The organism is Psychrobacter piscatorii (assembly GCF_001444505.1).
Lineage (GTDB): Bacteria > Pseudomonadota > Gammaproteobacteria > Pseudomonadales > Moraxellaceae > Psychrobacter > Psychrobacter piscatorii_B.
The window spans coordinates 31,326-58,108 of record NZ_LNDJ01000046.1 but is presented as its reverse complement, the minus strand read 5'-3'; the positions used below and the strand labels follow the sequence as shown (position 1 = coordinate 58,108).

Annotated in this window: 21 protein-coding genes; 10 read left to right on the top strand and 11 right to left on the bottom strand. The window is 44.6% G+C overall.

Annotated elements, in window-relative coordinates; all coding sequences use genetic code 11:
- The first annotated feature begins 207 nt into the window (after positions 1-207).
- The gene (locus AS194_RS02445; protein WP_058023886.1) at positions 208-1,167 is read left to right on the top strand and encodes an AEC family transporter; all 960 of its coding nucleotides are present in this window, start codon (positions 208-210) and stop codon (positions 1,165-1,167) included.
- 132 nt (positions 1,168-1,299) lie between these two features.
- On the opposite strand, the gene AS194_RS13700 is transcribed toward AS194_RS02445, so the two are convergent.
- From AS194_RS13700 to katG, 5 genes are all read right to left on the bottom strand, one after another.
- The gene (locus tag AS194_RS13700; protein ID WP_161808405.1) at positions 1,300-1,470 is read right to left on the bottom strand and encodes a hypothetical protein; all 171 of its coding nucleotides are present in this window, start codon (positions 1,468-1,470) and stop codon (positions 1,300-1,302) included.
- A gap of 30 nt (positions 1,471-1,500) precedes the next feature.
- Entirely contained in the window at positions 1,501-2,520 is a 1,020-nt protein-coding gene (locus AS194_RS02440) for an LLM class flavin-dependent oxidoreductase (protein ID WP_058023885.1), read from the bottom strand.
- Between the two features lie 280 nt (positions 2,521-2,800).
- A complete protein-coding gene (locus AS194_RS02435; RefSeq protein WP_058023884.1) occupies positions 2,801-5,341 on the bottom strand; it encodes a membrane-bound PQQ-dependent dehydrogenase, glucose/quinate/shikimate family in 2,541 nt (846 codons plus the stop codon).
- A gap of 202 nt (positions 5,342-5,543) precedes the next feature.
- On the bottom strand, positions 5,544-6,473 hold the full coding sequence (locus tag AS194_RS02430; RefSeq protein ID WP_058023883.1) for a LysR substrate-binding domain-containing protein: 930 nt from the start codon (positions 6,471-6,473) through the stop codon (positions 5,544-5,546).
- Between the two features lie 330 nt (positions 6,474-6,803).
- Positions 6,804-8,996, bottom strand: coding sequence for a catalase/peroxidase HPI (gene katG, locus AS194_RS02425; protein ID WP_058023892.1), 2,193 nt, complete (start codon positions 8,994-8,996; stop codon positions 6,804-6,806).
- Positions 8,997-9,762: 766 nt separating this feature from the next.
- Between katG and AS194_RS02420 the strand changes: the two genes are divergently transcribed.
- From AS194_RS02420 to AS194_RS02400, 5 genes are all read left to right on the top strand, one after another.
- Positions 9,763-11,391: an AmpG family muropeptide MFS transporter gene (locus AS194_RS02420; RefSeq protein WP_058023882.1), complete on the top strand. Its 1,629-nt coding sequence runs from the start codon at positions 9,763-9,765 to the stop codon at positions 11,389-11,391.
- Positions 11,392-11,439: 48 nt separating this feature from the next.
- Positions 11,440-12,312, top strand: coding sequence for a peptide chain release factor N(5)-glutamine methyltransferase (gene prmC, locus AS194_RS02415; protein ID WP_058023881.1), 873 nt, complete (start codon positions 11,440-11,442; stop codon positions 12,310-12,312).
- A 45-nt stretch (positions 12,313-12,357) separates the two neighbouring features.
- Complete coding sequence (locus AS194_RS02410; RefSeq protein ID WP_058023880.1) at positions 12,358-13,149, top strand: HesA/MoeB/ThiF family protein; 792 nt, start codon at positions 12,358-12,360, stop codon at positions 13,147-13,149.
- Between the two features lie 81 nt (positions 13,150-13,230).
- Complete coding sequence (locus tag AS194_RS02405) at positions 13,231-14,574, top strand: ABC1 kinase family protein (protein WP_058023879.1); 1,344 nt, start codon at positions 13,231-13,233, stop codon at positions 14,572-14,574.
- Between the two features lie 126 nt (positions 14,575-14,700).
- Positions 14,701-15,957 carry a YbfB/YjiJ family MFS transporter gene (locus tag AS194_RS02400; RefSeq protein ID WP_058023878.1) on the top strand — a complete coding sequence of 419 codons (1,257 nt, stop codon included), beginning with the start codon at positions 14,701-14,703 and terminating at the stop codon, positions 15,955-15,957.
- A 22-nt stretch (positions 15,958-15,979) separates the two neighbouring features.
- Here the strand turns inward: AS194_RS02400 and AS194_RS02395 are convergent, their stop codons facing one another.
- Entirely contained in the window at positions 15,980-16,468 is a 489-nt protein-coding gene (locus AS194_RS02395; protein ID WP_058023877.1) for an Lrp/AsnC family transcriptional regulator, read from the bottom strand.
- Positions 16,469-16,689: 221 nt separating this feature from the next.
- Between AS194_RS02395 and leuA the strand changes: the two genes are divergently transcribed.
- Both leuA and AS194_RS02385 read left to right on the top strand, forming a co-directional pair.
- Entirely contained in the window at positions 16,690-18,474 is a 1,785-nt protein-coding gene (gene leuA, locus AS194_RS02390) for a 2-isopropylmalate synthase (RefSeq protein WP_058023876.1), read from the top strand.
- 279 nt (positions 18,475-18,753) lie between these two features.
- Positions 18,754-19,374: a hypothetical protein gene (locus AS194_RS02385; protein ID WP_058023875.1), complete on the top strand. Its 621-nt coding sequence runs from the start codon at positions 18,754-18,756 to the stop codon at positions 19,372-19,374.
- A 180-nt stretch (positions 19,375-19,554) separates the two neighbouring features.
- On the opposite strand, the gene accC is transcribed toward AS194_RS02385, so the two are convergent.
- The 4 genes from accC to AS194_RS02365 form a co-directional block, all read right to left on the bottom strand.
- Positions 19,555-20,916, bottom strand: coding sequence for an acetyl-CoA carboxylase biotin carboxylase subunit (gene accC / locus AS194_RS02380; RefSeq protein ID WP_058023874.1), 1,362 nt, complete (start codon positions 20,914-20,916; stop codon positions 19,555-19,557).
- 125 nt (positions 20,917-21,041) lie between these two features.
- Entirely contained in the window at positions 21,042-21,470 is a 429-nt protein-coding gene (gene accB / locus AS194_RS02375) for an acetyl-CoA carboxylase biotin carboxyl carrier protein (protein ID WP_058023873.1), read from the bottom strand.
- Between the two features lie 241 nt (positions 21,471-21,711).
- Positions 21,712-23,079: an MATE family efflux transporter gene (locus AS194_RS02370; RefSeq protein ID WP_058023872.1), complete on the bottom strand. Its 1,368-nt coding sequence runs from the start codon at positions 23,077-23,079 to the stop codon at positions 21,712-21,714.
- Positions 23,080-23,529: 450 nt separating this feature from the next.
- A complete protein-coding gene (locus AS194_RS02365) occupies positions 23,530-24,018 on the bottom strand; it encodes an EVE domain-containing protein (protein ID WP_058023871.1) in 489 nt (162 codons plus the stop codon).
- A 375-nt stretch (positions 24,019-24,393) separates the two neighbouring features.
- On the opposite strand from AS194_RS02365, the gene hemW reads away from it, so the two are divergent.
- The gene (hemW, locus tag AS194_RS02360) at positions 24,394-25,659 is read left to right on the top strand and encodes a radical SAM family heme chaperone HemW (RefSeq protein ID WP_058023891.1); all 1,266 of its coding nucleotides are present in this window, start codon (positions 24,394-24,396) and stop codon (positions 25,657-25,659) included.
- A 108-nt stretch (positions 25,660-25,767) separates the two neighbouring features.
- Here the strand turns inward: hemW and AS194_RS02355 are convergent, their stop codons facing one another.
- On the bottom strand, positions 25,768-25,908 hold the full coding sequence (locus AS194_RS02355; RefSeq protein ID WP_058023870.1) for an entericidin A/B family lipoprotein: 141 nt from the start codon (positions 25,906-25,908) through the stop codon (positions 25,768-25,770).
- A 261-nt stretch (positions 25,909-26,169) separates the two neighbouring features.
- On the opposite strand from AS194_RS02355, the gene AS194_RS02350 reads away from it, so the two are divergent.
- Positions 26,170-26,727, top strand: a complete 558-nt coding sequence (locus tag AS194_RS02350; protein WP_058023869.1) for a tRNA (cytidine(34)-2'-O)-methyltransferase — start codon at positions 26,170-26,172, stop codon at positions 26,725-26,727.
- Positions 26,728-26,783: the final 56 nt, after the last annotated feature.

Sequence of the window (26,783 nt, the reverse complement as noted above, 5' to 3'; positions counted from 1 at the left end):
AACTAGTTATCTAGGACAGCCCCTAATATTTTATTGCGGGCTTTTGTTTATTGAAAAACCACTCTATTAACGAAATAAAGTCTCATTCAAACTTGTCTTACTTGCTGCTTTGTCTCTATACTAGGTCGTAAAATCTGATTATTACTTATTAAATTTTCTTGTTGATGCTCATATCATGATGGGCTTGTCACCGAATTGAGCCTATTTATGATTGATGCTATTGTTTTTGCTATTACTATTGTATTCCCCAACCTTGCTTTGATGTGGTTGGGTTTTTTTATGCAAAGACGTGGCGAGGCGAGCCAAAGTTTCATTGATCAGGCATCCAGCTTTGTTTTTAACTACTGCCTGCCTTGCTTGCTATTCTTTAGCGTGGTCGATAGCGATGTTGATTATGGTCAGCAAGTTAAGCTAATTTTTGTTGGTATTTTGGTGACATTTGTCCTGTTCTTTGGGGCGGAGCTGTATGCCAAACGCTTCGTCAAACGTCCTGCCGACCAAGGCGTGTTCGTACAAGGTATTTTCCGTAGCAACATGGCTATTATTGGCCTCGCAACCGTTGCCAATGCTTATGGTGAGCGTGGTTTAAGTATTGGTGCCGTCTACATGGGCGTAGTCACCATATTGTTCAATATTTTAGCGGTCATTACGTTAAGTCGTGTCTCTAAAAGTGTGGATGATACTTTGATCAGTCGCAGTATTATGATCATCAAAAAGGTATTTACCAACCCACTTATTTTGGCATTGCTATCAGCATTTGCTTATAAGGCATTGCCATTGCCACCGCTTACAGGCGTCATTCATACAACGGGTGATCTATTAGCAGCGGTTGCATTGCCGCTGGCACTGATTTGCGCTGGTGCTAGTATTGATTTGAAATCGATGCTGAGTGCCTCAGGGTTATCTATGCAGGCAAGTATTGGTCGGATTGTGATTGCGCCAATCATCGCCATTGCGATTGGCTTGGCATTTGGTTTATCAGGCGTCCATATGGGCGTACTATTTTTGATGGTGGCATCACCAGCCGCAGCGGCCAGTTATGTCATGGCAAAAGCGATGGGGGGTAATGACATATTGGCGGCCAATATCTTGGCGTTTACGACGGTGGTTGGTATGTTTGGCATGGCGTTTGGTGCGGCAGCATTACGTGCGCTTGGCTTAATGTAGTAAAGAATCTAGGAAGAAGGTTCACTACATTTACTTTAACAGATACTACCATTTTTAATATATTAAGTCTTAATACGTTTTACCGCATTAAAAAAGCCCCTTTTTCAAAAAAGAGAAAGGGGCTTTTTTATATTAATTCAAATTGTCTTGATTGCGCTTTTCTTCTCGACGTTGCTTACGCTTAGGACTGGTACGGTAGGTCAGATAACCACCGATGGCCATGACTGCAAGAAATGCCAAGATATACATAAATATCGACGAGCCAATCATAAGTGATGCACCGATAACCGCAGTTGCTTCCATGTCAAAAATCCAGTTAAGGTTTGGTAATAATTATGCAAGTGTCTCATTTGATTGTAAAGTAAATAAGTTTAGCTCCGGTGTAAGTTCAAGTGAACGAATACGCGCTGCTTGATTATGTACATTAGCGGTTACAATCAATTCATCTGGTTGATGGGTTGCCAAAAACGCAGCCAATTTTGGTTTGACTGTCTCGACAGAACCAATGAATGAAACTGACAGCGCATTATCTACCATCATTTTTTCTGCTTGGCTCCAGATGCTGTCCATATCGTGCGTAGGTTTTGGCATTTGACCTGTCTCACCACGGCGCAAACGTACAAAGCTCTGCTGTGCTGAGGTAAAGTGATACTGAGCAGTCTCATCGTCGTCAGCCAGTAACAAGTTTGCAGCAAGCATGACATAAGGCTTATCTAAGTAGGCAGACGGTTTGAACTGCTCACGATAGGCTTTAATTGCTTGTCCTAGCATTTGCGGTGCAAAATGTGAGGCAAACACATAGGGCAGTCCTAAATGCGCGGCTAAGGTCGCACCAAATAGAGAAGAGCCCAATATCCAAATAGGGACGCCCGATCTGGCGCCAGGGAACGCTTGTACAGGGCTGCCATCTGTATCATTGCCCAAGAAGTACATCAGTTCTTGTACATCTTGTGGAAAACGCTCGGCGTCTTTCATTTGGCGGCGCAGTGCCTGAAACGTCGCCCCATCAGTGCCAGGTGCGCGTCCTAAACCCAAGTCAACACGGTCGCCATATAATGCTTGCAAAGTACCAAACTGCTCAGCAATTACCAAAGGCGCATGATTTGGTAGCATCACACCGCCTGCCCCAATACGGATGCGCTCGGTTTGGCTACCGATATGTGACAGCAGGACTGAGGTCGCTGCACTAGCGATACCTGGCATATTGTGATGTTCAGCCATCCAGTAACGGTTTAAGCCAGACTTCTCTGCTTGCTGCGCGGTTTGTACCGTTTGAGCAATACCTTCAGCGATGGTGTTACCTTCAGGTACTGGTGCGAGATCTAAAAAAGATAAAGGGATTTTGTTATTCATAAATTATCCAGTAGAGTGATTAATTATTTTCTCTTGATATGCTTGTCACCATTACCGATTTCAAGCCGTGTTACAGAGTAGCAATAAATCGTAACAAAGCGCCATTAGTGGGTAGTAGGTATAGCTAGCAAAAGATAAGGCTGCTGATAAGCTTGCTATCAAACATATCTATATCAAAAGTATTTGTATAACAAAACCAGTCGCACATAAAAAAGCAGGTAACCGAAGTTACCTGCTTTTTTGAAATGACATTATGTAAATGGTAAGTTTTTTAAATCACTTATTTGGCTTGATCGCCAAGCTTATAAGCCACAACATAATCACCAATCTTCGTACCTACTGAACCATGTCCACCAGCTACCAATACCACCATTTGCTCACCTTTAGAGTTCAAGTAGGTCATAGGTGTAGCCTGACCACCTGCTGGAATACGTACATTCCATAGCACATCGCCATTCTTTAGATCATAAGCACGGAAGTTGTTTTCTGTTGCTGCTGACAAGAAGGCGACGCCACCTTTAGTGATGATAGGTCCGCCAATACCAGGCACCCCCAATTCAAACTTGATTGGAATAGGAGATAAGTCCTGTACAGTACCGTTTTTGCGCTGATAAGCAATCTCACCTGTGGCCAGATCAGCACCTGCGATCGTACCCCATGGTGGCTGCTGACAAGGTACACCAAGTGGTGATAAGAATGGTCCCATTTCTACCGCATAGTCTGCGCCTTCGTTGGCATTCACACCTTGTTCACCTTTATTGGTCTCAACATCGCCAAGTGTGTCTTTAGGGATGAGTTTTGAGGTAAAGGCAAGGTAAGTTGGCATGCCGAACATCACGCCATTTTCAGGATCGACAGCGAGACCGCCCCAGTTAAAGGTACCAAAGTTACCAGGATAGACTAACGTACCGTTGGTTGATGGCGGCGTATAGCGGCCGTCGTAGTTGAGTTTGTTGAACTCAATACGGCACATCATCTGATCGATGAGACTTGCGCCCCACATATCTTTTTCAGTCAGTTTCTCAGGCGCAAAGCTCAAGCCAGAATAAGGTTGCGTCGGAGCAGCATGTTCACCAGCAATGAGGTAGCCTTGCGGTGCATCACGCTCTTTGATAGGTACAATAGGCTCGCCTGTTGCACGGTTCAAGACGTAGACATCGCCTTGTTTGGTCGGTATAACCAACGCAGGTTGGACACCATCAGCGGTATTTAAGTCAAGCAATGTTGGCTGAGCAGGCGTATCCATATCCCAAAGATCATGATGGACAAACTGCTGTACCCAGCGCGCTTCACCTGTTTTAAGATCTAGTGCGACCACAGAGGTTGCATACTTTTCTTCAGCAGCATTACGATAGCTACCGAGCTGATCGGGCGTGCGATTGCCCATTGGGAAGTAGGCCAAGCCAAGCTCTTCATCAGCACTGGCAGTCGACCATGAGTTTGGCGAGCTGGTGCGATAGACTTGAGTTGGATCATTGACATCAAAAGGTGCTGTGTTGTCAGGATCGCCTGAATCCCAGTTCCACATAAGCTCGCCAGTATTCACGTCATAAGCACGGATCACACCAGAGGGTGAGTTCACATCATAGTTATCATTGACGGCACCAGCAACAATAATAACCCCACCTGCGACGACGGGTGCAGACGTTGAGTAGTAGTAGCCTGCTTGCTGGAACGGCATGTTGTGCATGAGGTCTAATGCACCATCTTCACCAAAGTCTTGACAGCGTTGTCCCGTTTTTGGATCAAGGGCATAGAGCTTGGCATCAGAGGTTGGGATAAATATCTTGGCATCGCATTGCTTAGATGCGTTTTCAAAGGTATTACCCGCGATTTTTTGTACCATTGTATCGCTAGTGGCAGCAGATTTGCGAGCGACGACGGACGTATCGTCAGTGGCGCTATTATTAGCTGACTCAACAGTAGCAACCGGAGCGGTATTATCCGTGCCAGTTTGACCAGCATAGTAAGAGACACCGCGACAGGTTTGATGCTGACGTTGGAGGTTTTCGCCAACCTTAGGATCAAACTTCCACAATGTCTCACCAGAGTCGGCATCTAATGCCAATACCCAGTTATGCGGCGTACACATATACAAGGCGTTGCCGATTTTTAATGGTGTTGCTTGATAAGTGGTTTCACCAACGTCATTAGGACCTTTGACATCACCGGTTTGGATTTGCCAAGCGAGTTCTAAATCTTTGACATTATCAGTGTTGATCTGAGCCAGAGGAGAGTAGCGTTGTCCATAATCAGTACGACCATACGCGCTCCATTCGCCATCTGGTGTTTGTCCGCCAGTGGATAATGGGTCGCCAAGGTTGGTAGAAGTGGCGTTTTGATCGCCGTCATCGTTGGCAGTTAAATCGAGCTCGCCCAATTTGTCAGTGGCATTATTGGCCATACTACCGAAAGAGAGCAGTGCGCCCACAACCACACTGGCCATTAGTCCCCAATAATAAAGAGGACTTTTCTTAGTGTTGTTGGTGGTTGTTACTTGAGCGTGTTTCCCGTGCATCTTCTTAGAGACCCACGGTAAAAGCATTAATAAACCAAATATTAGTGGGAAACCCAAGCGAGTTGCCAGCGCCCACCAATAAAATCCAGATTCCCACAGTGCCCAAACCATCGTTATGACGATGAAAAGAGCGTAGAGGCCGTAAGCACTCCAATGTTTTTTGAACAACAAAAAAGCGGTCGCAAGCATCGCTGCGCCAGCAAAAAGATAGTAAGGACTACCGCCTAAAGAGAGCAGATAAGCGCCGCCAATGAGCAAAGGGGCGGCAAAAACTGCCATAATGATCGCTACGAGTTTTTCCATGAGCGGTATCACCTGTTACATAGAAGCAAATGGACATGCAGTGATCGACACCCAGTACAATTAAATGTCTAGGCGTCCAGCAATACATGCAGAAATAAAAACGAAATCAAACGTTGAATAACGTTATAGACTGTATTTTATCACTTATGCATAAGCTCGGTAAAGGTGGCGTAAGGTAGGACAGGCGCTCTAGTCGCTTTGTTTAGTTGTCAAATTGTTTCTGACACAGCTCCATAAAGGCGCGACCGTACTGGCGAATTTCGGCATCATCGCGCACCGCCATCCAACTGGTAAAGCGTCCGAAGTGATCGACTGGTATGGCAGTTAGGTTCTGATAGTGACTTGGTTCAAATGCCATTTCGGCAATAATACCGATGCCTAAGCCAAGTCCAACATAGGTACTAATGACGTCGGCATCAAGCGCGGCGAGTACGATATCTGGCTCTAGACCTGCTGCTTCAAAGGTTTTATCAATCGCGCCGCGTCCAGTAAAGCCGCCGTGATAGGTCACAATGGGATAGCTGGCAAGGGTTGGCAAGTCGATAGAGTCTTGCTTGGCAAGTTCGTGATCGCTTGGCACGATGACACGATGCGTCCAGTCGTAATAGCGGTAGCATCTGAGATAGTTATTGTGAAGTAAGGACTCCGTTGCGATACCGATATCAGCCTGACCACGAATCACCATCTGTGCGATGGTCTCAGGATCGGCTTGTTGCAAGATCAAATTGACTTTAGGAAAACGATCTTTGAATTCTTTAACCACTTTTGGCAAGACATAACGTGCCTGCGTGTGGGTCGTCGCAATGGTCAATGTGCCGATATTAGGATTATTAAAATCAAGGCTCAGATTTTCAATGGTACGAATCTCGACAAAGATGGACTCGATATGTGGCATAAGCGCCGTACCCATGGTGGTCAGCCCTGTCAGACGCTTTCCTTGACGAATAAATACTTCGGTCTTCAGCTGATTCTCAAGTGCCGCGATATGCTTTGACAAGCTCGATTGGCTGGTGTGCAGTACAGTCGCTGCTTGACTTAAGTTATAGCCATTAATCACCGTATGCCAGACTGTTTCCAACTGTTTGAGCTGAATTTGCAAATGTCGCTGATTGACCACTACATCGATTGCCATCACTGAATCCTATTGTGTAACAATACAAACCTTACCTATATTTGAAAGATTTGTATATGAAAGTAAAAACTTACAAATATGCCATAAGAGCGTAGTGTAAAACAAAGCTATTATTCTTGTATATAATAAATAGCTATCAATTTATGATAATTATGAATATAGGAGTAGGATTTTTAATATTAGTTATAAGTCTCTATTTTATCAAGGCAAAACAACCAAAATAGTACTAGCTATTGTGTTAGACACAAACATAAAAACAGCTGCCTTCTAAAAGACAGCTGCTCATCATCTATATACTCATCTATGACCAATCAGTTTGGCGAACCAGACTTATTTGGCGATATCGTAACGATCCGCATTCATGACTTTACTCCAAGCGCTAACGAAATCACGAACGAATTTCTCTAAGTTATCGTCCTGCGCATATAGCTCAGCATAAGCACGCAAGATAGAGTTTGAGCCAAATACCAAATCCACACGGCTGGCTTGCCATTTGGTATTACCGGTACTACGCTCACGTATTTCGTAACTATTGACCGTGTTGCTTGGCTCGTCACCTGTTTTCACGGGATGCCACGTGTAGTTCATGTCGGTCAAGTTGACAAAGAAGTCGTTGGTTAGTACACCAGCACGGTCAGTGAAGACGCCTTGTTGGCTCTGTCCATGGTTGGTATCCAGGACGCGCATACCGCCAATCAATACCACCATCTCAGGCGCTGTCAATCCCATTAGCTGCGTGCGATCGAGCAGCATCTCTTCAGGAGAGACCGCATAGTCTTCTTTGACCCAGTTGCGATAGCCGTCGTGCAGTGGCTCTAAGTCTGCAAAAGATTCGGTATCGGTCATTGCCGCTTCTGCATCACCGCGACCTGCGGTAAATGGTACCGTAACCTCTATGCCTGCATCGTTTGCTGCCTGCTCAATAGCAGCATTACCAGCAAGCACAATCAAATCGGCCAAACTTACGTCTTTATCAAAATCAGACTGAATGCGGGTTAATGTCTCAAGCACACGTTGCAGCTGCTCTGGCTCATTACCTGCCCAGTCCTTTTGCGGGGCTAAGCGGATACGTGCGCCATTTGCACCGCCGCGATAGTCTGATGCGCGGAATGTACGTGCGCTGTCCCATGCGGTAATGATTAATTCACGGCGGCTCAAATCACTGTCCAATATTTGCGATTTTAGCGCTGCAATGTCATCAGCATTCAAGTCTGCATTGCCTGCTGGAATAGGGTCCTGCCAGATAAAGTCTTCGCTCGGTACATCTGCCCCTAAGTAACGAGATTTAGGCCCTAGGTCACGGTGAGTTAGCTTGAACCATGCTTTGGCAAACACCTCATCAAAATACGCTGGGTCGTTATGGAATTTCTCTGAAATCTCGCGATAAACAGGATCTTTAATCAGTGCCATGTCAGCATCAGTCATGATCGGATTACGGCGGACACTGGGATCATGAGCGTCTAATGGACGATCTTCTTCTTTTATGTCAGTCGGCTCCCACTGCCATGCACCTGCTGGACTTTTGGTTAATGCCCAGTTGTGATTCAATAGTAATTCAAAATAGCCATGATCCCATTGGGTTGGATTGGTTGTCCACGCGCCTTCGATACCACTTGAGACGGTATCACCTGCATTGCCATTACCTTTAGGATTGCGCCAGCCTAGGCCTTGCTCTTTGACATCCGCCGCTTCTGGCTCGTCTTCTAGTGTGGTCGCATCGCCATTACCGTGACACTTACCAACGGTATGACCACCCGCGGTCAAAGCAACCGTTTCTTCATCGTTCATTGACATACGCGCAAACGTCGTACGCATATCTTGAGCGGTTTTCAATGGGTCAGGGTTGCCATCGACGCCCTCAGGGTTGACATAGATTAAGCCCATTTGTACCGCTGCTAGTGGGTTTTCGAGGGATGCACGGTCTTTATCGCTATCGTAACGGTTTTCGGTCGGTGCCAGCCATTCGCGTTCAGAACCCCAGTAGATGTCTTTTTCTGGATGCCAAATATCAGCACGACCACCAGCAAAGCCTAGCGTTTTAAAGCCCATAGACTCATAAGCCATGTTGCCTGCCAAAATCATCAAATCCGCCCATGACAGTTTGTTGCCGTACTTTTTCTTGATGGGCCATAGTAGGCGGCGCGCTTTGTCTAGGTTGGCGTTGTCCGGCCAGCTATTTAGTGGCGCAAAGCGTTGGTTGCCAGTATTAGAACCGCCGCGACCATCGGCACCGCGATATGTACCCGCTGAATGCCACGCCATACGAATCATCAAGCCACCATAATGACCCCAATCTGCTGGCCACCATTCTTGTGATTCGGTCATGAGGTTTTTCAAATCGGTTTTGACCGCTTCTAAATCAAGTTGTTTGAAGGCTTTAGCATAATCAAAGTCTGCTCCCATTGGGTCAGTCTTTTTATCTTGCTGATGCAATATGTCTAGGTTCAAGCTGTTTGGCCACCAATCAGTGGCAGCAGAGGCTGTAGTAGTGTGTGCCTGATGCATGACAGGACAGCCACCCATACTAGGGCGCTGCGGTGCGTGTGTTTGATCAACGTTTTCACTATGAATCGTCGGTCCCTTATCATCACCTTGATCATAAGTTGTATTGGTTGCGGTATCGCTGTTACCTTGGTGGTTTATCGGGCAACCAGCGGTATCTTGCGTGGTGCTTTTATCGGTTGGGGTGTTGGTTGAGTCGGACATGGCAAAACTCCTAGGCTATGGTAATAGAAAGAACAAATCGTCAATTAAGATAATCGTTGTTGATATAGAGAGCATAACGAAGCGCTTTGCATTTATAAAACTAATATATAAGAATTATATGTTTTAAATTATTAATCATTAAGTCTTGGTGTAGTACCTCATCCAGCTTGCTATTAACGCCATTGCTCTTGCTACTAGGTAGGACAGTAATAAGCTGATCAAGTTTGTATTGATCCTATCTCTATCTACATATTACCGATAACTGAAAGCGTTGTTAGACATCTTTGATGAGAGTAAGTAGTAAGAAAACTAAGGACTGGTTTAACCATAGTGAAAGATTGCTATAATCTGCGTTACTGCAGCGAAATATAAGCCGTTATGAAAGTGCCAGAATCAATGAGTTAATGCAAAAACATCTAGTCAAGGTAGCGGTTCTCAAGTACCATAACTGAATTTTGTTGTAATGATCATATTGGTGCAACGTAGAGCAATTTTTATCGATCTTTTTATGGATAACTGATTCTAAAGATTGATAAAAATTGTGCGCAGTTGTGTTATTTGTCTCAATTGTTGGTGAGTTATTATGTCTGCTGTCAAATCTGTACCACCCAAACCTCCCATCGCCAAAAAATCATGGGGCGAGGCGGCGAAAGCCTATCTTGATCGGCGTGCTATGATCATGCTGTTTTTGGGTTTTGCGGCTGGTATTCCTATTTTGCTTATTTTCTCCAGCTTATCGTTATGGCTGCGTGAGGCGGGGTTTGATCGCAGTGTAGTGACGACCTTTAGTTGGGCGGCATTGGGATATTCGTTCAAGTTCATTTGGGCGCCCCTAGTAGATGCGGTGCCGCTACCGATATTGACTAGATTACTGGGCCGCCGTCGTAGCTGGATTCTGATCGCACAGCTCTTAATTATTTTGGCGATTTATATGATGGCCAGTATCAATCCGACCGATGAGAGCAGTTTGCACTATATGGCCATGGCAGCCGTGCTATTGGGCTTTTCATCCGCCACGCAAGATATTGTGGTCGATGCCTATCGTATTGAGCTTGCCCCTGCGAGTTTTCAGTCAGTATTGTCGGCAATGTATACCGCAGGCTACCGTTTAGGGATGATTTTTGCAGGCGCAGGTGCGCTCTATTTGGCAGATTATTTCGGTTCGACCGAAGAGCTTTATAGTTACGAAGCATGGCGCAACACCTACTGGATCATGGCAGCAGTGATGGGCGTAGGTGTGGTGACCACGCTGATAATTCGGGAGCCTGTAAGTGAGCAGATACGTATTGATCGTCCCGCCTCGGACTATTCTCGCTTAGTACTGGTATTTGTATTGTCGGTCGTAGCTTTTATCATTGCTTTTGTCAATGTTGGTGCGTTAATGCCAGAGACAGACAGTGTGATGTTTGCCTTTGTACTCGAAGTGGTTCACCTGTTAGCCAGCTTACTGGTGGCATCAGTTGTGGGTTACCTGTCTGTCAAAATAGGCGTGGTCAAACAAGAAATGGCTTACACCACTTGGGTTGAACCAGTCGTTGATTTTTTCCGTCGTTATGGCAAAAAAGCATTATTGCTACTGGCCTTGATTGGGTTATACCGGATTTCTGATATCGTCGCAGGGGTTATCTCGAACGTCTTTTACCAAGACATGGGTTTTAGTAAGACAGACATTGCCAATGCTGTGAAGTTAGTCGGTGTCATCATGGTTATTGCAGGTGGCTTTTTGGGTGGTATTTTGGCTCAAAAACTGCGTATGATGCAGGCGATGATGGTCGGTGCCATTTTGGCTTGTGTGACGAATCTATTATTTGTCCTGCTCACTTACCATCCTGGTAGCTTGCCGCATATGTACGTGGCAGTGATTTTTGATAATCTAGCGGCAGGCCTTGCCAGCGCTGTATTCATTGCGTTCTTGTCTGCCTTGACTTCGATTCGTTTTACCGCGGTACAGTATGCTATCTTTTCATCGCTAATGACGTTGCTACCTAAGGTGATGGGTGGCTACTCTGGGGCTATCGTTGACAATATGGGCTATCCGTTTTTCTTTATTTTCACCTTTGCGATTGGTATGCCAATTTTGATCTTAATTTATCTGGTCGATAAACACATTGTGATTGGTGATAATGACGATATATACGGTGATAATGACAAATTAACGAAGGCAAATCCAAACCTGACCGATACCAATGAGCCACCGCGCGCTTCAGAGTAGCATTGGCAGTACTTTTATCTTTATTTACGATATCTTTAAGAGTGACTTATGACCGCATTGACCATTCGTCAAATAAAGCAGCAAATTGGTCAACTGACGAATGGTGAGACAAATCGTCAGATACCATCGTTTTGGCCAACGGATTGGCTGCTATATGTTATTGATAAACCTTCACTATTTTTGATTACTGACGAAGATTATCAGCTGACAGAGAGTGAGCAAAGGCGGTTTTATACTGGTATGGTTAAAATGCAAGAAGGGATGCCGCTCGCTTATTTGACGGGTCAGCAAGCATTTTGGTCGCTGAGTTTTGTGGTCAATGAGTATACTTTGATTCCCAGACCAGATACCGAGGTATTGGTCGAGCAAGTATTGAAATGGATCAATGCTCAGCCAGTATCTAATCCTCATAAGCGCTTACTTGACTTGGGTACAGGCTCAGGTTGTATTGCTGCCAGTTTGGCTCATGAATTAAAAAAAGACAATTGGCAAGTGGTCGCCGTTGATTTGTCGCTTGAGGCGCTCGATATTGCTAGGCATAATGCGGATTTTAATGGTGTCACTAATATTGAATTTATCCAAAGCAGTTGGTATCAAGCGCTACCTACTGATGACGAATGTCGGTTTGATGTGATTGTCTCAAATCCGCCTTATATTGATGAGGCAGATGAGCATTTGGCAGGTCTAACCGCTGAACCGATTAGTGCGCTCAGTGCACTCAATCATGGTTTGGCTGATATCGAGCATATTGTCCAGCAGGCACCGTCTTATTTGTGCAAAAAAGGACTGCTGGCTATCGAGCATGGCCATGACCAAGGGGTTGCGGTTCGACGGTTATTTTTGGAGAATGGTTTTGAGTCAGTACACACGGTACAAGATTATGGTGGTAATGATCGTGTCACAGTAGGGCAATATCCATAAATAGGCTTTATGGATAGACATTTTTAATTATAGGTTGCAAAAAATATGGCAGACGATTTGGCACAGCTATCTGATGATGAGCTGCTCCGTTATGCACGGCAAATACTACTCGACGGTTGGGATATGGATGCTCAGCTGCGATTAAAGTCAGCACGCGTGGTGATAATAGGCGCAGGCGGCCTTGGTTGTCCAGCGTCTGAGACACTGGTGCGTGCAGGGGTAGGATCTGTTCATTTGATTGACGATGATGCGATCGAAGCAACTAACCTGCAACGGCAAACGCTGTTTTTGCCAGAAGATATCGGTCAGTCCAAAGCGCTGACAGCAGCGGCTATGCTGGCACGCATCAACCCTTTGATAGAAGCTTACGGCACCGTGGCGCGGTTAGATGAAGACAATGCTTATGAATTGCTCAATCTAGCCTCTGGTAAGCCAGACTTATTACTAGACTGTACGGATAATTTTGCGACTCGTGATGTCATTAATCGCATTAGCGTACGCTATCAAATTCCATTACTCTCTGCCTCGGCAATTGCGATGCAAGGGCAGCTGGCGCTGTTTGAGCCACATCTAGACACAGGTTGCTATCATTGCGTGTTTGGCGCGCTTATGCATGATGAGGCTGCCGATGAGCGTAACTGTGCCAATTCTGGTGTGCTTGCGAGTACCACTGCGGTTATGGGTAACCTACAAGCCAATACCGCCTTGCAATATTTGGGATTAACCAAAAATCCACTGACAAACAAGCTACTCATATGGGATGGTAGTCAGATGCAGCAACGGCTGATGGGTTATAGAAAAGATCTAGAATGCCCAGTCTGTAGCAGCCCTGATTGAATACTATGTCTTTGATATATTTTTAGTCTATTTTCGAAATTATCTATTTTCAAATCCTTTCTATTACCATAGTTGTTTTTTATGAAAATTCATCGTCCGCATTTGTTAAAGCATACCTTTAATGTCGTTAACCGTGTTCGCCAAACCGCGAGTGTGGCAGGTCTGTCTGCGCTAAGAGTGGCAAAAGGGGAAAAACCTGATGCAATGCTACTCAAAGAAACCTTTGAGCAGTTAGGCACGACTTATATCAAAATCGGTCAGTTTATCGCCAGTACACCCTCGCTGTTTCCACGTGATTATGTCACCGCTTTCCAGAGCTGCTTGGATCAAACCACGCCATTGTCTTATGCTTATATCGAGCAGGTGCTAAAAGAAGAGCTGGCGACTGATGGTATGAGTCTTGATGATAAGTTTGCGCATATTGACTCAGAGCCGCTAGCCTCTGCCTCTATCGCTCAGGTTCATGCTGCCCGTCTGCATAATGGTGATGAAGTGGTGCTAAAGGTACAGAAGCCTGGCGTCGAGACGATTATGCAGACCGATTTGGGCGTATTGCATGGCGTGACCAAGTTGCTTGAAATAGTGATGCCATCGATGAGATTCGCAAGTATCGCGCCAATTATCGATGAGATTCGCCTGCGTATGCTTGCTGAGACGGATTTTATCGCTGAAGCACAAAACATCCGCGATTTTCAGCAGTTCTTAGCCGTCTCAGGTAATACACGGGTAGTGGCACCAACAGTGTATGACGATCTGACCACCAAGCGTGTATTGACGATGAGCCGCCTATATGGGGTTTCTATGGTTGATGAGTCGCTCATGCGTCAGTATTGCAGCGATCCTGCGCAAATCATGGCAGATACATTAAACACCTGGTTTGCCAGTCTCATGCTGTGCAATAGCTTCCATGCTGACCTGCATGCGGGTAACTTGATGCTATTAACCGATGGGCGTATTGGTTTCTTAGACTTTGGTATTGTCGGTAAACTCAAAGCCGAGAGCTGGCGTGCGTGCATGGGTATGATGCAAGCGATGCAAGATAGTGACTATCAAGCGATGGCACGTCATATGATTGACATGGAAATGACGCATGGTGGCAATAAAGTTGATGTGGTTGCCTTAGGTAATGATCTAGAGCGCATGATGATAACGATCATGGCAGAGGATAAGACCTTTACCAGCGGTGTGCCTTTTAACAGTAAAGAGCAAGCTGACGAGCTCAACAAAATGATGCTTGAGATTGTCGAAGTTGGCAAACGTCATGGTATCCATTTTCCACGCGACTTTGCTTTATTGACCAAGCAAATGTTATATTTTGATCGGTTTATGCGTACGCTAGCCCCTGACATGGATATGTTTAGCGATCAGCGTGTACAAATGCTAGGACAGGATACGACAGAGACAATAGCGTTAGATGTATCGTAGCGTTTGTTTTTATCTTATGCCGTTTGAATAGCCCTAATAACTGTTTTACCCCTACTTATTTTACTATTGCTTTTAATTATCTAACACAAAGGATTGTGTGCTAATTGCCACAAAAATGGCGCTGTCATGATGACTGCTATTAAAAGCCGTGTCGCTCCTACCATCACCAATGAAGCGGCCATTGCCTGTATCGGTATGTACTGTATGGCAGTTGTCATGGGCTATGGACGCTTTCTCTTTACCGCCACTCTACCTGATATTATGGTGCAATTGTCACTATCAACGACGATTGCTGGCTGGCTAGCATCAATCAACTATATCGGTTATTTTATCGGTGCCCTCATTGCTATGTTTGTGCCTCAGCGTGCGACATGGCAGGCGATGACGCTTTGGGCAATAATCAGTGTTGTCACAACAATGCTACTCGTTATACCAAATATGTCGCTCACGTTATGGTATATCATTCGCCTAATCGCAGGCATTGCAAGCGGGGTAGCGATGATATTGAGCTCATCGTTTGTGATTCAAAACCTGAGCCCCGAGCGCCGTTCTATACTCTCGGCCGTACATTATGCAGGTATCGGTGTTGGTATTAGTGCCTCTGCCATTGTGACGTGGTGGCTTCTAACATTGGGCTATCACTTTGATGTGATTTGGCTGGTTGCAGGCTGCACTAGTTTACCGCTGATATGGCTCCTCTACGCAATAAAACCCAAACCAGTAAATAGTTTGGAGTCACAGTTGACCGATTCGAAACAGCACGTCTCAGTGCATCAGAGCTATTTGAACTTCAAACGCTCTTTATATGAAGCGATTTCTGGACACTATAAAGCGCTTGCTTTGCTTTTTGTCAGTTATATATTGGCAGGATTTGGTTATATCAGCTCAGCAACTTTCCTGCCTGTTATGGCAGCGCAGCGCTTAACGACACAGACCTATGCTGGATTGATGATTTGGTTGGTGGTTGGTGTTTTTGCGATGCTATCAAACCCGTTATGGGGCGCGCTTGCCAAACGTATCGGTGAGGTAAAAACCCTAATGGGTCTCACGGTATTACAAGCGTTTGGCATGTGTTTGCCTATATGGTTTGATGGTGCGCTTGGATTATACGGCAATGCTATTATTCTAGGGTTGACCTTCGTCGGTATGGTGGCGATGACCCTCACGTTGTTTAAAAACATCAATCCTGCTTATTCTAATTTACTGATTGCATTGGCAACGCTCGCCTATGCGCTAGGGCAGTTCTTGGGACCTTTGGTGACGGTAGCATTGGCAGGAGAGGATGGCAATTTCAATGCAGGGTTACTGGTCGCTGCTATCGGATTGATGATTGGACTGATTTTGATAATAATGTTTCGTAGACAGTCACCAACGCTCGCTTAGCATTTTTAACGCCATGAGCGCTCTATACGACGCTACGGCTGAATACCTCTCGCAGCTCAAAACTGGTGTGGACTTGGGCAACGCCCTCAATACGATTGAGGCGATGCAATAAAAACTCCTCATAATGTGCCATATCACGCACTCTGACTTTAATCAGATAGTCTTCTGTACGTCCTGTGACAATACTACAGCTCACGACTTCCTCAAAACTCTGAACGCTACGCTCAAATTGCTCAAAACGCTCAGCCGTATGACGATCCATACTGACGGCGATAAACACGGCGAGCGGATAGCCCAGTTTTTGCGCATCGGTTTTGGTATGGTAGCCTGTAATGATATTAGCGTCTTCTAAGCGTTTAATACGGCGGGCACAAGGGGTGGCAGAGAGATTGACACGCTCAGCAAGCTCCGTGATACTCATACGTGCCTGCGTCTGTAACAAGCGCAATAATTGCTTATCGATGTCATCTATATCTATTGTGCCCGTACTTCCAAAATGACTTTCTGGCATTTTTAGCGCCTCAATAGTGAATTTAGTTGATTGTAACTACTAAATTGGGTTTTTTCACTAAAATCATAGAAAATAAAGTAAAAAATAGGAGGTTTCTATTTGCTAAACTTTGCTATTATTATGGTGTAACTACTCGTTAGCTCGTATGATAAATACAATTCTAAACAACAGCTAATCATCTAGCTAAACATACAAATAACCATATCATCTAAGGATTGATTATGTCTGACCAAGCCACGCATACTGCAGCCACTGGGACTGCAAAGATCACACCAAAAAATGCCGCTTTTGACTTTCGTAAATACCGTCCATTTGCCTTTGCGCCACTACTGCCAGATCGTACTTGGCCAAGCAAAACAATTGAGAAGTCGCCAATATGGGCAAGTGTAGATCTGCGTGATGGTAACCAAGCACTGATTGATCCAATGACGATTGAACAAAAAATGCGCTTTTTTAAGACCTTAGTAGAGGTGGGTTTTAAAGAGATTGAGATTGGTTTTCCATCAGCGGCGCAGGTTGAATTTGACTTTACCCGTAAACTTATCGAAGAAAACCACGTACCGGATGATGTGACGCTACAAGTATTGGTACAAGCGCGCGAGCATTTGATTGCCCGTACTTTTGAATCGCTAAAAGGCGTCAAACGCGCCGTCGTCCATGTTTATAATTCAACCAGCCGTGTGCAACGTGAAAAAGTCTATGGCAAAGACAAGGCTGACATTAAAGAGATTGCCATTACTGGCGCCAAATTATTGAAAGAATATGCGGCAAAATACCCTGAGACAGATTGGGTGTTCCAGTATTCACCTGAGAGCTTTAGTCAGACTGAGACGGAATATGCAGTAGAAGTGTGCGACGCGGTGTGTGATGTATGGCAGCCGCAGCAAGGCCAAGAGGTTATTTTGAACTTGCCAGCAACTGTTGAAGCCTCTATGCCGAATGTCTTTGCGGATCAAGTAGAGTATTTCTGCCGTCATCTTGCTCAGCGTGAGCATGTGGTCGTCAGTTTACATACGCATAATGACCGTGGCTGTGCAGTCGCCGCTGCTGAATTGGGTGTGCTTGCAGGCGCGGATCGCATTGAGGGTACATTGCTTGGTAATGGCGAGCGTACGGGTAACATGGATATCATGGTCATGGCCATGAACTTGTTTAGCCAAGGTATCGATCCCGAGCTTGATTTTAGCAATATGAGTGAAATCGTACAGGTCGTGAGCGAATGCAATAACTTGCCGCTACACCCACGCCACCCTTATGTGGGAGAGCTTGTCTTTACCGCCTTTAGCGGCTCACATCAAGATGCCATTAAGAAGTCACTCGACTACAATGAAAACAACCAAACTGAGACTGACAACGTGTGGGATGTGGCATATTTGCCAATTGATCCTGCGCACATTGGTCGTAGCTATCAAGATGTAGTACGTATCAATAGCCAGTCGGGCAAAGGTGGTGTTGCGTATATCTTGCAGCGTAATTATGGCTTTAACCTACCACGTTGGATGCAGATTGACTTTAGCCGTGTGGTACAAAAGCAAGCGGAAGCGGTTGCCCGTGAATTACAAAATGATGAAATATTACAGACCTTTGAGGATACCTACTTGCAGCAAGGTAAGTTTGAGTTACTAGATTATAGTGTCAGTAACAAAGGCGGTGAGGTGTATTTCAGCGGCCAAGTCCAGATGAATAACGACACCATTGATATCGATGGTACGGGTAATGGTCCATTATCATCGTTTATCGACGGTCTTGCACAGCATACGGGTAAATCATTGCATATTATTAACTATGCAGAGCATGCCATTAACCCGCACCATAATAGTGGTAATGGTATCGATGATGATACCAATAGTGAGAATAAAACGAATGCAAATGCCGCCGCTTATATTCAGTTGAATGTGGATGGTGAAGTATACTCCGGCATCGGTACTTGTAGCAGCACCGTATCAGCCATGCTCAAAGGGGCGCTATCAGCCTTCGCTCAAGCATTGAATGTGGAAGCTGCTTAGTATTAGATAACTATATCGTAATACTTTACTGGTCTTAATTTTATAAATATATAACACCGTAGCTCCTTGTATTCAACAAGCAAAGCTACGGTGTCATTTTTTTATGAGTAGAAAGCGACTAGATTATCGGGCATTATCTTACTTCAACGTCACTACTGACTAAGGTTTTGGTTATCGTTTGGATTAAGGTATTTTGCCCAATAGCATAATGTTACTTGTGTTTTTGGTGTCTACGACTTACGCTAATGTATATAAAATATTATAAATAAAAGGTTAATCATGGAACCTATATCATTTGCTTCATTTACATTGGCGTCTATTCTGGCTTCATTGCCAGTGAGTGGTGAGACAGTTACTGACCCGACAATCACTACGCATATTAGTCCAGCCATTGCAGGACAATGGGAGATAGATTTAGACAGTTCTATCACCATGACCAAAGAGGCGAAAGCTCAGCAAGCGGCATCATCGAATAGTCTGCAAAAAAACAGTGCAGAGCCTAAGGTGGTAGCTGATATGGATGGTGGCATAATCACTCAAAGTGAGGCGCGCATACTAAACATTAAGCCGACTACCAGTAAAAATTTAATGGCGTCAGTCAACAAGTCGAATCAGTGCCGTGAGCTATATAATTTTGGTGCGGACAATGAGATGTGGGCAGTGAGTGGCAAAGAATGGACGTATGGGCGTTATCTAGTCACACATCGTGAAGAAGGCCTGCCCGTCATCGCTATCAAGACGATCTATGATAATAACGAAGTAGACTGCTCAGGCAACCAAGTGGATCAAAGTGACGAAGCATTGATCGCGTTTTTGTACCATGATGGCAATCAGATGCAATGGTGCGCTGATCCTGACGGTACAGAGTGCTTTATGACTTTTAATAGAGTATTGCCTTGATAGACAGTAGTACTTTAGAAGTAACGGCATAGCATATTGTCAGTACCATCTCCCAAGTATCGATTATAAAAAAGCCGCTATATTGATAGCGGCTTTTTTTGTGGAAATTGATTTTTATGGGAAATGACTACTGTCCCAGTCAGTACGAGTAAGCAAACTACAGCTTAGCGCTGTTTTGATCTATGCCGCTTTCTCGGCTTTGTCTGTGCTCAGAAGCTCTCTTTCGAGATAATGAATGTTTTGCGCTTCCTTGGCAAAATTATCATCTGCTAAAATCACATCACGATGTAGCGGTATATTGGTTTTGATACCTTCAATGATCAATTCATCAAGTGCGTGTATGGTCTTAGCAACGGCTTGCTGGCGAGTTTGACCATGGCAGATAAGCTTACCAATGAGTGAATCATAGTAAGTCGGTATCTCATAGCCAGGGTATAGATGTGAATCGAATCGAACACCTGCGCCACTTGGCGCAAATAATTGATTGACAGTACCAGGGCAAGGAACAAAAGTTGCTGGATCTTCAGCATTGATACGGCACTCAATCGCGTGGCCTTGGATTTCAATCTCACTTTGACGATAAGATAAACCATAGCCGGCTGCAATTTTTAGTTGCTCAACCACGACATCTATACCAGTAATCATCTCGGTTACTGGATGTTCAACCTGTACGCGAGTATTCATCTCAATAAAGAAAAATTCATTATTTTCAAACAAAAACTCAAACGTACCAGCGCCGCGGTATTTCACAAGCTCACAGGCTTTCACGCATGCTTTTAAGATAGGTTCACGGACATCATCTGGAATATCTGGCGCAGGCGCTTCTTCTAGTACTTTTTGGTGGCGACGCTGCAGTGAGCAATCGCGGTCATACAGATGGATAGCATTACCATTGCCATCACCCAGTACCTGTACTTCTACGTGGCGCGGGTTTTGAAGATAGCGCTCCATATAGACAGTATCATCACCGAACCAAAGCTCAGCTTCTTGCTTCGCCGCTTGGACTTGACCGACCAGCTCGTCAAAGCGCTCAACGACGCGCATACCGCGTCCACCGCCGCCAGAAGCCGCTTTAATCAATAGCGGAAAACCGATATTGCGCGCTTGTTCTTCAGCATTATGTAGCGTAACGGCACCCACAGAGCCAGGCACGGTTGGTACGCCCGCTTTTTTCATGGCGTTGATCGCAGAGACTTTATTACCCATCAAGCGAATGTGATCTGCATTAGGGCCAACGAAAGTCAATCCTGCTTCTTCTACGCGCTCAGCAAACTCAGCATTTTCAGACAAAAAACCATAACCCGGATGAATAGCATCCGCGCCAGTGATTTCAGCGGCAGTTAAGATAGTATTAATATCAAGATAACTTTGATTGGCATTAGGCTTACCAATACAAATTGCCTCATCAACAAAGCGCAGGTGCATCAAGTTGGCATCAGCAGTAGAGTAGACGCCTACCGTTTCGATACCTAGCGCTTTGCAAGCTCGAACGATACGCAGGGCAATCTCACCTCTATTGGCAATGAGCAATTTTTTTATCATGGGTTCATCCTTGTCGAAGCATCAGTTATTGACTGAGTTTTGATATCTAGCATCCTGTTATTTGACTTTGATGCGATACGTATATCAAAAACCAGCCATAATGAAATTAAGTATGGCAAATATCGTTATGCTTTATAGCGTATGACAGGTTGGCCGAACTGTACGACTTCAGAATTATCTACCAAGATTTCGTCAACAATACCACTTTGAGTCGCTTCAAGAGGGTTCATTATTTTCATCGCTTCGATAATACCTAGAGTATCACCCGCTTGAACTTTTTGACCAACTTTTACAAATGGTGGGTCGTTAGGACTTGGCGCTGAATAGAAAACACCAACCATTGGCGAGTTTTCGACGCTACCCGCTTTTTCCGCAGGTTTTCCTTCAGCAGTAATAGGCGCTGCGCTAGCAGTTGGCGCTGCCATCATGGCTGGTGCAGGCGCATCATAGTGACGAGTTAAGCTGATATGCTCGTCGTCTGAACTGATTTCTAAATTAACCAGCTCACTTTCTTCCATAAGGGCGATGAGGGTGCGTATTTTTTCAATATCCATAGTTTTTATCTGACCTTGTACTAAATTCGAAAAATAGTGTAACTAAATATTGTCTAATTAGTTGCTAATGATACCTAGATTCATGGCAATGAGCAATCAATGTACAGTTGTTAACTGAGACTTTTTACATATTTTGACGTAAGCCATCTTTTTAGCAAGAAAACGTCTACGATTTATCATAGTCTATGTGACCATATATCGCTAGCAATGGTTATAAGAGGTGAGCTCAAGTCAATTGGTTTTATCCCCATAGTAGCGTTAGGCGCTTTTGTTGATAGCGCAAACGAAGGGTCAATAGAATAGAAGATAAGAATAGGCCAGTGATTAATGCCATCCAAAAGCCTTGAGCGCCAACATCAGTGAAACGCACTAAATAGATACCCAGTGGTAGGGCTACTAACCAATAGCAAAAAAGCGTGACCCACATCGGTATGGTGGTGTCTTGCATGCCGCGTAATATACCCGCGACATTGACCTGCCAGCCATCAAATAACTGATAGGCAAGGGCAAAGATGAGCAAATGCATAGACTCCGCTCTAACCGCTGGATTATCGGTAAATGCTGCTGCCAACTCTGGTCTAAATAGCCATATACCAAGCATACAAGTGAGCGCAATCAATACGGTCCAGACAAGTCCAGTGGCTTGTACTTGACGTAAGGCTAAGAGGTTTTTTTGACCATAACGATTTGAGACCATAATGGTGAGTGCCATGGCAACAGATATCGGTATCATAAACAGCTGTGACGTCACTGATAACGCTACTTGGTGTGAGGCTGTTGCAAGCTCTCCGAGCGGGCTGATAACAAGAGCGCCCAAACTAAATAAACTGGCCTCAAAAAAGATAGAGACACCAATAGGAATCCCCAATTTTAGAAGTTTTTTGATCTGTGTGCGATTTGGACTCGCAAATCCATAAAAAAAGCGAGTGCTGGCAAATTCCCGCCGCTTGGTGACGCTGGTATAAGCCGCCAGTAACAACACATTTATCCACAATACCAGTGCTGTTGCCACACCGCAGCCTGCGCCGCCCATCTCGGGCATGCCAAATAAACCATGGATAAAAATATAGTTGATAGGGATGTCTGCAAGTAGGCCGATGATGCTAATAACCGTCACTGGCTCAGGTCGACCAAGCGCTTCGCAATAACTGCGTAACACAGCATAGACAGCTAATGCAGGGAAACCAAAAGACACACCATGCAAATATTGTGTTGCTATAGGCTGAATATTCTCAGGCACACCCATGATGCCAAGGACATTGGGTGCCAAATTGACAACAATAAAACCAATAAGGCCAAGAGCGCCTGCTGTCCACAAGGACTGCTGAGTAATATGAGGAACATGGTGATGCTGGTCTTGACCGACAGCCTCACCAATGAGAGGGGTAGTGGCAATCAACACACCTGTTGCTAATAAAAACAGCGGTAGCCAAATGCCAGATCCAACTGCCACGGCCGCCAAATCAAGCGCAGATACTTGACCTGCCATGATGGCGTCCACAACCCCAAGCGCTGCTTGGCAAAACTGAGTAATCAAGATAGGGAGAGCGAGCACCCCTAAGCGTAAACTGTAGCTTTTAAAGTCTCTGAAAGATAAGGGGAAAACCATGATAAGCAACTTTTTATTCTTTGCGGTAATTGTTATTAATCATATTAATAAGCAAATACGGTCATCGCTCTCAGAGCGATGTGGTAAGAGGAGAGACGTGCCGATGATGATACTCCGATAAATAATATGAGCAAGCTTATATAGACAGAATGGAAAAATAAAAATGAAGGCACTAAAATAAAAATAACCCGTCAATCTAAGTGGTAGATTGACAGGTCATATACAAATAGGATGGTAAAGAAGCTTGACTAGGATGTCAACTTTTACAGATGCAACATAAAAAGGCACATATAATCTTTGAGCATATTTTTGCTTGGTATCCATCATCATTGATGTTCATAACTTAGTATCGATCATGGATAGCCTTTGAGTTTGGATAATCTTTTAGTATGGATGGTCTTTTATTATAGATAGCCTCTTGGTTTTGATAGTGCCTAGATAGTCTCTGTATCAGCCATTATGCTCTGGCAATACCTCAAGTGTTTCGGCCATGTCCATAATCGCGTGCCAGTGTTTGGGCTCTAATGGAATGACCGTTAATTGCTCGCAGCCCTTTCTCAGCAGTAAAGAGTCCTCAAGTGCAGGCAAAAATTTCAGCTCTGATAACGGCAACACCTCTGTAAAAGCTTGCTCAAAAGTGAGATCCACCATATACCAGCGTGGTTCTTCTTCGGTTGCAATAGGATCATAGTGACGATGCTCGGGGTGGAATTGAGTGGGGTCAGGGTAGCCCGCTTGACTGACTGTCATAATGCCAGCCACACCAGAGGGTCTTGCGCTAGAATGATAAAAGAACACTTTATCACCGACTTTCATATCATCACGCATAAAGTTGCGAGCGCGGTAGTTGCGGACACCATCCCAGCTATCTGTACCGAGCCGTTGTAAATCGTGAATACCAAAAAACTTTGGGTTTGATTTCATTAGCCAATAAGCCATATGTCTTATCCTTTGCTTCATGTTTAAATTTAATATTATCAGGGTGGTTTTTTATTACCCAGCTTTCAAGCGCGCCGCAAATGTAATGGTTATATTCTGAATACAGCGCTGCGCTTTGGATGCTGTACTGGTAATATCTCTTTATATACTGCCTGCAAGTTACCATGGTGAATAGGGAATTTGTGCGTGGCTTTATGCGTGGCTTTGTTAATAGTTTTACGTTAGTTAGGCTTTTCTTTATATCATCTAGCCGTTATCCTAGCGATACTTTTGATACTGATCATTATTGCCCATTACACAATAAGTTTATTTATGTCCAAAATGAATGCTGATAGCTCGCCAAATAACCTTGATACGTTACAACTCACAGAAAAGATGACAGAGACTAGCGTTGTAGAGGTGACGAGCATTCCACTGTCGCTCTATATCCATATCCCGTGGTGTGTGAAAAAATGTCCTTACTGCGACTTCAACTCGCATGAGCTTCCTATAAACAGTCAGTTGTCTATGTATGATGATTATGTCGATGCGCTCCTTTTGGATGCGAATATGCAACAGTCATTGGCACAAGGGCGTAAAATCAGCTCAATATTTATTGGCGGTGGCACACCATCACTATTGCCAATTGCTCAGTATCAGCGACTGTTCTCTGGTTTGCGGTCAGGTTTTGAATTTGCAGAGGACATTGAGATTACGATGGAGGCCAATCCAGGGACACTCGAGCATGCGCCATTTGCTCAGTATCTAGAGGTTGGTATCAATCGATTGTCTATCGGTGTACAGAGCTTTGACGCTGATAAGCTTAAAGTGCTTGGACGTATCCATGATCCTGTACAAGCGTTATCAGCGATACGCGCTGCTAAGGCTGCTGGATTTACGCGAGTCAATGTCGATCTCATGCATGGTCTGCCGCAGCAAACCATGAACGAAGCATTAAATGATATTCAAATGGCGCACGATGCTGGCGCAACGCATATCTCTTGGTATCAATTGACGATTGAGCCCAACACGGTGTTTTATCGTAGCCAGCCTATTTTACCCGATGAAGACAACTTGGCAGATATCGAACAAGCGGGGCAAGCGCTGTTGCAGCAACTGGGGTACAGCAATTATGAGGTGTCTGCGTGGGCGGGCGAGTCAGATAAGCCTTGCCGTCACAATATCAACTATTGGCAGTTTGGCGACTATCTAGCAATAGGTGCTGGTGCACATGGTAAAGTGACGATTGATTGTCGCGCAGACAGGGGTAGCGCGCCGTCAAAGGAAAGTGATAAATCAGAAAACGATTTGTTAGCAGAATCTGGCATCTATCGTTTTAGCAAATCACGTTTGCCAAAAGATTATGTAGGAGATATAGAGACGGAAACATCCAAGAGCACTCAAAACGTACCAAAAATGGTTGGTTGGCAAGCAATCGATACAGATGAGCTGGTTAGCGAGTTTATGTTAAATGTACTGCGCTTACATGGCGGTGTCGCTTGGGCGTTGTTTGAGCAGAGAACAGGGCTTAAGCTTGAAAGCGTTACCACACAAGTAGACAAGTTGATTAAGCAAGGGCTACTGATAGATAGTAAAACTCAGTTACAACCAACATTGTTAGGTCAGCGTTATCTCAATCAAATACTGCGTGCTTTTTTATAGCATCTGATAAAGTGTATGTGCAGTAACTACTTAGGATAAAGAATTCGTGACCAAAAAAAAGGACTTACAAAATAGTAAGTCCCTCAAAAAATCTAAAAAAAGCAGACCTTAGATTTTATCTTGTACGTCTTGTGCGCCGCCAGTTACAGCATTTCCGGCGCTTGATACGTCTTGGCCAAGGCCTTTAAACGTGTTGCAACCAGTTAGAACAAACATAGCAGCTAAAGATGCGATGATTACTTTTTTCATAATAGTATCCTCAAAGATAAATGAATGGTTATAAATAACAACAGTGACGCTAAGTATCTTGCTCAAGCTTCACTGAAGGGGTATTGGATGAGACAGTCATACATAAATGCTATCGCGCTATCCATTACAGACATCATAATGAAAGTTAAAAACGCTGCACAGTATCAAAATGTAATTATTGGCAGTAAACTGTAACTTTTAATTACCTATCGCTCATAAATTTAAATAATAGAGCATCGACTAGTTGCGGAGTAAACAAATATGACCATTCATATCGTGTTGGTCGCCCCAAAAATGCCGAGTAATACTGGCAATATCATTCGACTGTGTGCCAACAGCGGCGCGCAGCTGCATTTAGTCAGACCGTTAGGGTTTGAGCTTGATGATAAGAAACTACGCCGCGCAGGCCTTGATTATCACGAATACGCACATTTGCAGGTTCATGAAGATTGGGCTGCAGCGAGGCAAGCCTTGCAAGCCGCCGACTGCCATATTGTCACCGCATTGACCACCAAACTGAGCAAACCATTCTATGATTATGATTTTGGCGGGCAAGCAGACAGTGAAAAATCTGACAATGACATGCCCAATATCGCGCTGGTATTCGGTTCTGAGACAGCAGGACTGGCAGATGATATACGGGAAGATATCGGTGCTGATAATTGGTTGAGATTACCAATGTTGGCTGATTCGCGTAGTCTCAATTTATCCAATAGTGTCGCCATATGCTTGTATGAAATATGGCGACAGCAAGGATTTTTGGGTGATGAAGGACGAAGTGTCGGTTATGAAACGCTGACAGTCTACGATCCGAAATAGCGATCCAAAGTAGCGATGTACCAAATGAGCCGATCTATATGACTCATTCATCAGTG

Excerpts from the sequence above, each read along its gene's own strand:
- AS194_RS02445 (WP_058023886.1), top strand. The coding sequence starts at position 208 with ATGATTGATGCTATTGTTTTTGCTATTACTATTGTATTCCCCAACCTT.
- AS194_RS13700 (WP_161808405.1), bottom strand. The coding sequence starts at position 1,470 with ATGGAAGCAACTGCGGTTATCGGTGCATCACTTATGATTGGCTCGTCG.
- AS194_RS02440 (WP_058023885.1), bottom strand. The coding sequence starts at position 2,520 with ATGAATAACAAAATCCCTTTATCTTTTTTAGATCTCGCACCAGTACCT.
- AS194_RS02435 (WP_058023884.1), bottom strand. The coding sequence starts at position 5,341 with ATGGAAAAACTCGTAGCGATCATTATGGCAGTTTTTGCCGCCCCTTTG.
- AS194_RS02430 (WP_058023883.1), bottom strand. The coding sequence starts at position 6,473 with ATGGCAATCGATGTAGTGGTCAATCAGCGACATTTGCAAATTCAGCTC.
- katG (WP_058023892.1), bottom strand. The coding sequence starts at position 8,996 with ATGGGTGGCTGTCCTGTCATGCATCAGGCACACACTACTACAGCCTCT.
- AS194_RS02420 (WP_058023882.1), top strand. The coding sequence starts at position 9,763 with ATGTCTGCTGTCAAATCTGTACCACCCAAACCTCCCATCGCCAAAAAA.
- prmC (WP_058023881.1), top strand. The coding sequence starts at position 11,440 with ATGACCGCATTGACCATTCGTCAAATAAAGCAGCAAATTGGTCAACTG.
- AS194_RS02410 (WP_058023880.1), top strand. The coding sequence starts at position 12,358 with ATGGCAGACGATTTGGCACAGCTATCTGATGATGAGCTGCTCCGTTAT.
- AS194_RS02405 (WP_058023879.1), top strand. The coding sequence starts at position 13,231 with ATGAAAATTCATCGTCCGCATTTGTTAAAGCATACCTTTAATGTCGTT.
- AS194_RS02400 (WP_058023878.1), top strand. The coding sequence starts at position 14,701 with ATGATGACTGCTATTAAAAGCCGTGTCGCTCCTACCATCACCAATGAA.
- AS194_RS02395 (WP_058023877.1), bottom strand. The coding sequence starts at position 16,468 with ATGCCAGAAAGTCATTTTGGAAGTACGGGCACAATAGATATAGATGAC.
- leuA (WP_058023876.1), top strand. The coding sequence starts at position 16,690 with ATGTCTGACCAAGCCACGCATACTGCAGCCACTGGGACTGCAAAGATC.
- AS194_RS02385 (WP_058023875.1), top strand. The coding sequence starts at position 18,754 with ATGGAACCTATATCATTTGCTTCATTTACATTGGCGTCTATTCTGGCT.
- accC (WP_058023874.1), bottom strand. The coding sequence starts at position 20,916 with ATGATAAAAAAATTGCTCATTGCCAATAGAGGTGAGATTGCCCTGCGT.
- accB (WP_058023873.1), bottom strand. The coding sequence starts at position 21,470 with ATGGATATTGAAAAAATACGCACCCTCATCGCCCTTATGGAAGAAAGT.
- AS194_RS02370 (WP_058023872.1), bottom strand. The coding sequence starts at position 23,079 with ATGGTTTTCCCCTTATCTTTCAGAGACTTTAAAAGCTACAGTTTACGC.
- AS194_RS02365 (WP_058023871.1), bottom strand. The coding sequence starts at position 24,018 with ATGGCTTATTGGCTAATGAAATCAAACCCAAAGTTTTTTGGTATTCAC.
- hemW (WP_058023891.1), top strand. The coding sequence starts at position 24,394 with ATGACAGAGACTAGCGTTGTAGAGGTGACGAGCATTCCACTGTCGCTC.
- AS194_RS02355 (WP_058023870.1), bottom strand. The coding sequence starts at position 25,908 with ATGAAAAAAGTAATCATCGCATCTTTAGCTGCTATGTTTGTTCTAACT.
- AS194_RS02350 (WP_058023869.1), top strand. The coding sequence starts at position 26,170 with ATGACCATTCATATCGTGTTGGTCGCCCCAAAAATGCCGAGTAATACT.